Here is an 8,709-nt window from a genome sequence, read left to right as displayed (position 1 = left end):
CTTTTTCTTAGAACTTGCATCTTGGAACTTGCAACTGAGCTTTTACCAGCGCTCAGCGTTTTTTTACAAGCGGGTCTTACCAGCGCTCAGCGGATCTTTGCAACGTACGGCAGCTCCTTAACATCCACTAGGGTTGCCAACCGAAGACCTCGAGATCGATTGTATCGCTTTCGTCGAAGACAACTCCCTCTCTTTCGAGAATCGCCTTTTGAAGCGAATAGCCATTTGGGTCTCTAATGCTTATTCTTCCTCGTGCATTGATTACTCTCTGCCAGGGTATGGTCGCATCGGAGATACCGGCCATGGCGTACCCCACCATCCTTGCGGAACAACCGCCAACAAGAGATGCTATCTGACCGTAAGTTGCGACTTTCCCACGTGGGATTTGTCGAACCATCGAGTAGATTTTCTTATAGGTTGAAGTGTTTTCATCATCCATATTCTCACCAAGTGAATTGTACTATATGAGGAGCTGATCTACATATTAACGGCATCTCCCATTACCGCCTTTTACTTCGTGCTATAATTCGATTTAAATGCCGACGGCACCACGAGGAGGTAGTCAAAATGGAGGAACTGAGCACCAGGTACAGTCCTTCCGAGCTTGAGAAGAAGTGGTATTCTCGCTGGAAAGAAGGCGGTTACTTCGAACCGAGAGGCACGGGTGAACCATTCACAATAATGATCCCGCCTCCTAATATTACTGCACCTCTCCATATGGGCCACGCACTAAATCTAGTAATTCAAGATTTCATAATTCGCTTCAAGCGCATGAAAGGATTCAGAGCGTTATGGGTCCCTGGCGAGGACCACGCCGGCATAGCGACCCAAAACGCAGTTGAGAAGGATCTCGCCAAGAAGGGTACGAACCGCAAGGAGATGGGGCGAGAGAAGTTCCTTGAAACAACATGGGACTGGGCAAAGGAATACAGGCAGCGGATTCGCGAGCAGATTGAAGCTATGGGTTGTTCGGTGGACTGGTCAAGAGAGAGATTCACTATGGACGACGGGCTAAGCGAAGCGGTGAGAAAGGCCTTCGTCGATCTCTACAAGGAAGGGCTTATCTATAGAGGCAAGTACATTGTTAACTGGTGTCCGAGGTGTTCCACGGTTCTTTCAGATGAGGAAGTAGAGCATGAAGACGAAAAGGGAGCCTTTTACCATATAAAATACCCGATCAAGGGTGGAGATGAGTTCGTAGTAATTGCAACAACCAGACCTGAGACGATGCTCGCAGATACCGCGGTTGCCGTCTATCCCTCCGATGAAAGGTATTCCGATCTTACGGGTAAGACTGTAATACTGCCGCTTATGGAAAGGGAGATACCGATCATTCAGGATAGGTATGTCGATCCGTCCTTTGGCACAGGTGCTCTGAAGGTCACACCCGCCCATGATCCCAACGATTTTCAGATAGGGTTGAGACATGGTCTGGAGGTAATCGAAGTCATAGACAAAGATGCGAAGATTAACGAGAACGGCGGGAAGTATCGCGGTCTAGATAGATACGAAGCGAGGAAGCAAGTAGTCAAGGACCTCGAGGAACAGGGGTTTCTAATCAAGGTAGAGCCTATGGTTCATGCGGTGGGCAGGTGTTATCGCTGCGACACGGTTGTTGAGCCGTCCCTTTCCGATCAATGGTACGTCAAGGTTGGTCCGCTCGCGGAAAGAGCGATCGCTGCCGTAGAGAATGGCGAAGTCGTCTTCTTCCCTGAGACTTGGAAGAAAGTATATCTTAACTGGATGCGGGAGATTCGCGATTGGTGCATTTCTCGCCAGCTATGGTGGGGTCACAGGGTTCCTGTATGGTACTGCGATGACTGTAACGAAGTCATTGTCGAAGAAAACGATCCTTCGGTTTGTCCGAAGTGCGGCTCCAGGAAACTGAGACAGGACGAAGACGTTCTTGACACATGGTTCTCCTCGCAGTTATGGCCCTTCACTACCCTTGGATGGCCGGAAACGACACCCGATCTAGAGACTTTCTATCCTACAAGTGTACTGGTCACGGCCTTCGATATCATCTTTTTCTGGGTAGCCCGAATGATAATGGCCGGATACCATTTCATTGGAGACAGACCGTTCGATCACGTTTACATAACCAGGCTGATAAGAGACAAGAACGGCAGGAAGATGTCGAAGTCTCTCGGAAACGGCATAGACCCTCTGGATGTCATCAAGGAACACGGAACAGACGCTATGCGCTTCACATTGGCCGTTCTAGCCGCGCAAAATCACGACATAAAACTTGACGTCAAGTTCTTTGACACTTACAAGAAATTTGCAAACAAGATCTGGAATGCAGCCAGATTTGCACTGCTGAACATAGAAGGCTTCGAAAAGATCGATCTGCGCAAAGAAAAGCTGGCAATTGAGGATAGGTGGATCCTTTCCCGATTGGCAAGATCCGTCAAGACCGTGGAAGAGTCCATTGACTCTTATGACTTCCCCAGCGCGGCAAAGACAATCTATTCCTTTTTCTGGAACGAGTTTTGTGACTGGTATATAGAGAGTATAAAGCCAAGACTGAACGGCGGCGGAAGAGACAGAACGATAGCGCAGAATGTACTTGTGAGAATCCTTGACTCATCGTTGAGAATGCTTCATCCCTTTATGCCGTATATCACGGAAGAACTCTGGCAGAGACTGCCCGATTCGAAAGGTCTTTTGATCGCCTCCGAATGGCCGGAATTTGATGAATCCGATTTCGATGTTTCTTCCGAAAATGAATTCTCAAAGATCATTGAAATGGTAAGGGGAATCAGAAACGTGAAGGCAGAAATGAATATACCTCCCTCTTCACGCACAGACGTCTATTATCTCGGAGAGAGAATTGATACCGAGATTCTTAAACTCGTCTCAAATCTTTCGAATTCGGGTGAACTGATTGCCAGGAGCGAAAAGGCATCGGGAAGCGTATCTGCCTGGGGAGATTCAGGAAACACTCTGTATGTTGTGCTGGGCGAGATCGACACGATTGCTGAAATTGAAAGATTGGAAGGGAAGCTGGAGAAGGAAAGAAGCGACCTTGCCAGAACAAAGTCGAAACTCGAGAATAAGAGCTTCGTCGACAACGCCCCTGAAGAGGTAGTAAACGAGAACAAGGAAAGGCTGATCATTAGTCAGGACAACATCCGCAGGATCGAGAAGATTATTGAAGACCTGAAATGAAGACTTACTCCGAGGCCATCCACTATCTTTACAACTCAAGACCGTATGGAAAGATAAAGTACGGTCTCTTCCGGATTAGAGAGCTTCTGGAGCGTCTTGGCAACCCGCAGGAATCCTACCCTATTGTCCATATAACGGGTACAAACGGGAAAGGCAGCGTAGCATCTATAGTAAGAACCCTGTTCACTTCTCACGGTTTGAAGGCCGGGCTGAATATCTCGCCTCACATAACGACTTTCAGGGAACGAATCCAGGTTGACGGAGAGTACATTTCGGAGGACGCTGTCTGCAGAATCCTGGAGTCGATGGAGCCTGCGCTGAAGAAGATGGATGAGAAGGGCGAAGAGTATGCTCCAAGCTTCTTTGAGGTGGTCACCGCGATGAGCTTCCTGTATTTCAAGCAGCTGGCTTGCGATATTGTCGTTCTTGAAGTTGGTCTTGGAGGCAGGTTCGATGCGAGCAACGTAATCAGCTCTTCTCTAGTCTCGGTGATAACAAGTATTGGACTTGATCATACAGGTATTCTCGGCGATTCCGAAGAGAAGATAGCCGTAGAGAAGTGCGGAATAATCAAGGTGAACAGCCCGGTGGTTTCGGGAATCACAAGACCTGCCATCAGAAGGGTTGTCTCTGAAACTGCTAAGAGCATGGGTTCTCCGACTTTCTTCATAGGGAAGGACTTCAACGCATACGGCAGAGAATACAAGCTAGACAGCAATGTTTTCGACTATGAAGGAACGAATGTGTATTACGATCTCATCACCAACCTCAACGGCGAGCATCAAGTAGCAAATGCAGCAGTGGCGCTAAAAACAGTTGAAACAGCCTTCGATAGGGTTGGCAAATCAGTAGATGAAAACCGCTTGAGAAAGGCTTTGAAGAACGTTATTTGGCCCGGAAGATTTGAGGTCTTTTCCGTGCTCTCAAAGACAGTGATTCTTGACGGCGCGCACAATCCCGATGCCTCGAGGATTCTGAGAAAGACAGTCGAACGGTATTTTGCCGGCGAGAAGCTCACTCTGCTTTTCGGCAGCCTCGACGACAAGGACTACGAAAGCAACATAAGAACGCTTTCATCGATTACAGACAGAGTAGTGGTCTGCAGAGTTCCGAATCACAGGAGTCTCCATCCGGAAGAAGTCGCCAATACCTGGAGGAGGTACTGTGATCAAGTTAGTTTTGTCGATTCTCATGAAGCCGCTTTGGAGACAGTGCTGCAGACTTCCGAGAAGATTCTTGTCTGCGGTTCGCTGTATCTGGTCAGCGCGACGAGAAACATATTGACTGGAGTGAAGGAATATGCTGGAAGGCATTGAAGGGCTAGTAAGAGAGATCAGAGAGTCTGAAGTTGTCGTAAAGATTGGAGGGCTTTTCTTCAGGCTGAACTGCACGCCTAACACAATCGCCAAACTCTCCGGCGACAGAGAATTCTTCTTCCTAACGTATGTCTCTTACTCGCAGGACAGACCCCCGGAACTCTATGGATTCTTGGACAGGGAAGAGGAGGAATTGTTCAACATCTTGCTCAAAGCGAGCAAGATCGGTCCGAAATCGGCTATGAAAATTCTCTCGTCTTCCTCTCCTTCAAGAATAAAGCAGATAATCTCTTCAAAGAACGTTGCCGAGCTTTCTTCGCTGCCGGGAATCGGGAAGAAGACTGCAGAGCGAATGATCGTGGAGCTTTCATCTTTGATAGACTCGTCTTTCGTTGAAAGCGAAGAAACGATGCCCGATGTACGGCGATCTGTAGGCGAAGAGGCCATAGTTGCACTCGCCTCTCTCGGTTTCGATGAGTCTCAGGCCAGAAGAACGGTCGTCAAGATTCTCAGAAACAGCCCCGACGTCGACATGCATGAGTTGATCAAAGGCGCTCTAAAGGAGATGCGTAAGTAGAACAAACGGCATAAGATTCGAACACTCTTCCGTGAAAGAGGGTAGAGAGTTAGTGCTCACCTTCCGGCGGTTCTGCGAGATCGAGAGAAACCCGAACGAAACCTATCATTCAAATGAACCGCGGCCTTCATTTTGCCGAATAACCTTCTCCTGCTAACCTCTCTATTCTCCCGAAAGAGTTTCCAGTAAGTGAGACTGTTTCTATCGATGCACGCGAAGAAGAGCGGGCTATTGAAAACTGTTCTTCGCATGGTGTAGAATTGTTTGCCAGTTAGCATCGAAAGGAGTTGATCTGGTGCTCTTCGAACTTGATTCTTCTTACAATCCTCAGGGAGACCAACCGCAGGCTATAGAGAAGTTGATCGAAGGACTTGAGAGTGGAGATAGATTCCAGACCCTTCTAGGGGTAACGGGTTCGGGAAAGACTTTCACCATGGCGAACGTAATAAGCGCACTTCAGAGACCGGCCATAGTGATTTCGCCTAACAAGACCCTTGTGGCACAGCTATACAGAGAGTTCAAGACCTTCTTTCCGAAGAATAAAGTAGAGCTCTTCATAAGTTACTACGATTATTACATGCCTGAATCGTACATTCCATCGAAGGATCTGTATATCGAAAAGGAAGCTCAGATAAACGAAACACTGGAGAGGATGAGGATTTCCGCTCTGAAATCCGTCCTGACGAGGAACGATACAGTCGTACTCGCAAGTGTTTCTGCGATCTATGCAAGCGGAGATCCGAGAGATTTCACCAGTATGAACATTCATCTGGAGCGCGGAGAGACGGTCAACAGAAGGGAGCTTGCCCTGAAGCTCGCAGGCATTCAATATAACCGTTCGGAGGATATCTCTGCAGGGGGCGTATTTCACGTGAAGGGAGAGATATTTGAAGTCTTTCCTCCTTATGAGGATCACGGAATTCGGTTGTACTTCTTCGATGATGAAATTGAGAGAATCGCGTCATTCGATCCTATAAACAGAAAGACAATCGAAGAGCTGGATATGGTCACCATCTACCCTGCCAAGGAATTTGTCACGACTCAGGAGAAGATTCTCGGCGCGATGCGAAACATAGAAGAAGAGCTTGAGGAGAGAGTGAAACATCTCGAAAGAGAGGGAAAGTATCTAGAGTCGCAAAGGCTTCGACAGCGAACCACTTACGACATGGAGATGCTTTCAAGTGTTGGATACTGCTCTGGAATAGAAAACTACTCCCGCTTCTTCGACGGCCGTCATCCGGGAGAGAAACCGTACACTCTGCTCGACTACTTTGATAAGGAGAAGTTCATAACATTCATAGACGAGTCGCATATCGGGGTCCCCCAGCTTGGAGCAATGTACAGGGGAGACTATTCAAGAAAGAAGAACCTTGTCGACTACGGCTTCAGATTACCTGCGGCCTTCGACAACAGACCTCTAAGGTTCGAGGAGTTCCTCAAGACTGTAGGACAGATAATCTTCGTCTCTGCGACGCCGGGTAATTTCGAGGCCGAACGCTCTACCAGAGTCGTCGATCAGGTTATCAGGCCGACGGGACTCATAGATCCCGAAGTCATTGTGCATCCAACCGAGAGTCAGGTAGATGACTTTATCGAGAGGATGAGAACCGTCAAGAAGAGAAGTGAACGAGCTCTGGTCACGGTTCTGACTAAGAAGGCTGCCGAAATGCTTTCAGACTATCTCAACGAAGTCGGTATAAGAGCGGAGTATCTTCACTCCGAGCTTGACGCGATTGAGCGGGTCGAGGTCTTAAGAAAGCTTCGAGACGGCACAGTAGAGGTCGTGGTAGGTGTCAACCTGTTGAGGGAAGGACTCGATCTTCCCGAAGTCTCCCTGGTCGCGATAATGGATGCAGATAAGGAAGGCTTCCTCCGTTCCGAGACAACTCTGATTCAGACCATCGGAAGAGCGGCGAGGAATGTGAACGGTCAGGTAATTCTTTATGCCGATACGATCACCGGTTCAATGAAGAGGGCGATAGATGAAACAAACAGAAGAAGACTCAAGCAGCTAGTGTATAACAAAGAGAATAACATCACTCCCGAAAGCATAGTGAAACCCCTCTATAAAAACATCTTCGAAGAGTTCGCCGGTGAGGATCTGAATAAAGAGAGAGAAGAAAAGGCAAGGGCAACTTATCTGGAGGGTGTTCTGGCTCTAAAGGAGTCTCTCGATTACGATGATTACGTCGCTCTTCTTAACGAGGAGATGATTAGGGCCGCTGGAGAGCTCAGGTTTGAGGACGCAGCCATATTGAGAGATGAGATGCACAGCCTGAAGAAAAACAAGCAGAGGATCTGACCATGTTCTAACTCATCATGCCCTTAAGTCAGGACGATAATGAGAGATCATATGATGCTTCTTCTCCCTTGACAATACGTGCTGTGTAAGCCTCTTGAAAATCTATATCTTAAATCCTCCCTTGCTACATTTATCATTACCGATAAATCAGGGTGATAATAAGAGATCATATGACGCTTCTTCTCCCTTGAGCAAATACGCTGTAGCTAAATCCTGATTATCTAGGTTTAATTTCCTCCTTGAAGGAGGTCATCAATATCCATAAGTTATGGCGTTAATGAGAATCCCATGATGCTCATCCCTTGACAATATATGGTGCATTTCGCTCCTGATGATCTTGATCTTAAGTCCTCCCTTGAGGGAGGAGGGCCACGAAGTGGCGGAGGGTGTGCACTAATTCGCAAGATCGAGATCCAAGAGATCAGAAGTTAAAAGAGTCTACTGCAACACAAGTTGACGTTGCCTGGTCAGAAAGAAAAAACTTCATTCGGTGAAGCGACACGGTTAGTAGTTTCGCTGCTCTCTATTAGCTATGTTCTTTTTGTGTGATTTGCAGAAGCTTCTGTCTAATTCCTTCCAAGACACCTTGAATGTTGTAACGAACATCTTTTTCAGACACTCGGATAACAATTAAGCCCATTCCTTCAAGTTCTTTCTGTCTCTTTCTATCTTCTTCGCCCCTGATGTCATGAGAACCGCCGTCCACTTCAATTACAAGCCTCAATTCCTTACAAAAGAAATCGACAATGTATCTGCCTATAGGCTTCTGTCTTGTGAATCTGTAACCCTCGATCTGCCTTTTCTTAAGTTGTTGCCAGAGAAGTACTTCTCCAAGCGTTCCGTTCTTTCTAAGTGTTGAGGCTAAGGCTTTCAAATTATGTTCATAAGTTGGATAATCCGTCACAGTAATCACCCATGCAATTGTAGAACATGGACACTCCCCACCGCAAGCGGTCCCCCCCGCTCAAGCGGGGATTAAGTTCAAGAGCAAAAGAGCGGTTCATCGTTCCGACACTTCGTGTCCAACCTTTGGGGGTCAGAGGGAATCGCAAAAAAGACGTAAGAGGCCAGAGGTAAGAAGAGCAATTAGATCTTGCCTTTCTGACCTCTAGCCTCAAACCTCTTTCATCGTACGCAGCTCAAGACGGTCGAGATTAGATCCCGAACAGAACCACTACGGGATGACCGAGGTGAGTGGATTCCAGCGCTGGCTCATAAGTGTAGGCTCTCGAATGACAGCCCCTCACGTCATCCTGACAATGTTCAGGCCAGGATCTCGTTCTTTGAAACTGTTGCAAGTTCCAAGATGCAAGTTGACTAAGAAACGGTTATCCGTTATCGGT

General features: G+C 47.5%; 6 protein-coding genes. 4 read left to right on the top strand and 2 right to left on the bottom strand.

Annotation, left to right across the window (positions count from 1 at the left end; genetic code table 11):
• Positions 1-127: 127 nt before the first annotated feature.
• Positions 128-439, bottom strand: a complete 312-nt coding sequence (locus tag B3157_RS12180) for an MGMT family protein (protein WP_099829418.1) — start codon at positions 437-439, stop codon at positions 128-130.
• Positions 440-567: 128 nt separating this feature from the next.
• Between B3157_RS12180 and B3157_RS12175 the strand changes: the two genes are divergently transcribed.
• The 4 genes from B3157_RS12175 to uvrB all read left to right on the top strand — a co-directional run bounded on the left by B3157_RS12175 (position 568) and on the right by uvrB (position 7,366).
• Complete coding sequence (locus tag B3157_RS12175; protein WP_292590715.1) at positions 568-3,171, top strand: valine--tRNA ligase; 2,604 nt, start codon at positions 568-570, stop codon at positions 3,169-3,171.
• A complete protein-coding gene (locus B3157_RS12170; protein WP_292590714.1) occupies positions 3,168-4,487 on the top strand; it encodes a bifunctional folylpolyglutamate synthase/dihydrofolate synthase in 1,320 nt (439 codons plus the stop codon). The genes B3157_RS12175 and B3157_RS12170 overlap by 4 nt, the downstream gene beginning before the upstream one ends.
• Positions 4,471-5,064, top strand: a complete 594-nt coding sequence (ruvA, locus tag B3157_RS12165; protein WP_292590713.1) for a Holliday junction branch migration protein RuvA — start codon at positions 4,471-4,473, stop codon at positions 5,062-5,064. Before B3157_RS12170 ends, ruvA begins: the two co-directional genes overlap by 17 nt.
• 295 nt (positions 5,065-5,359) lie before the next feature.
• Positions 5,360-7,366 carry an excinuclease ABC subunit UvrB gene (gene uvrB, locus B3157_RS12160; protein WP_214060573.1) on the top strand — a complete coding sequence of 669 codons (2,007 nt, stop codon included), beginning with the start codon at positions 5,360-5,362 and terminating at the stop codon, positions 7,364-7,366.
• 526 nt (positions 7,367-7,892) lie between these two features.
• On the opposite strand, the gene B3157_RS12155 is transcribed toward uvrB, so the two are convergent.
• Positions 7,893-8,270, bottom strand: coding sequence for an endonuclease domain-containing protein (locus B3157_RS12155; RefSeq protein ID WP_292590701.1), 378 nt, complete (start codon positions 8,268-8,270; stop codon positions 7,893-7,895).
• Positions 8,271-8,709 lie beyond the last annotated feature (439 nt).

Source organism: Mesotoga sp. UBA5557 (genome assembly GCF_002425715.1).
Lineage (GTDB): Bacteria > Thermotogota > Thermotogae > Petrotogales > Kosmotogaceae > Mesotoga.
Note: the sequence above shows the minus strand (reverse complement) of the source record. Positions and strands in the feature narration are given on the sequence as shown.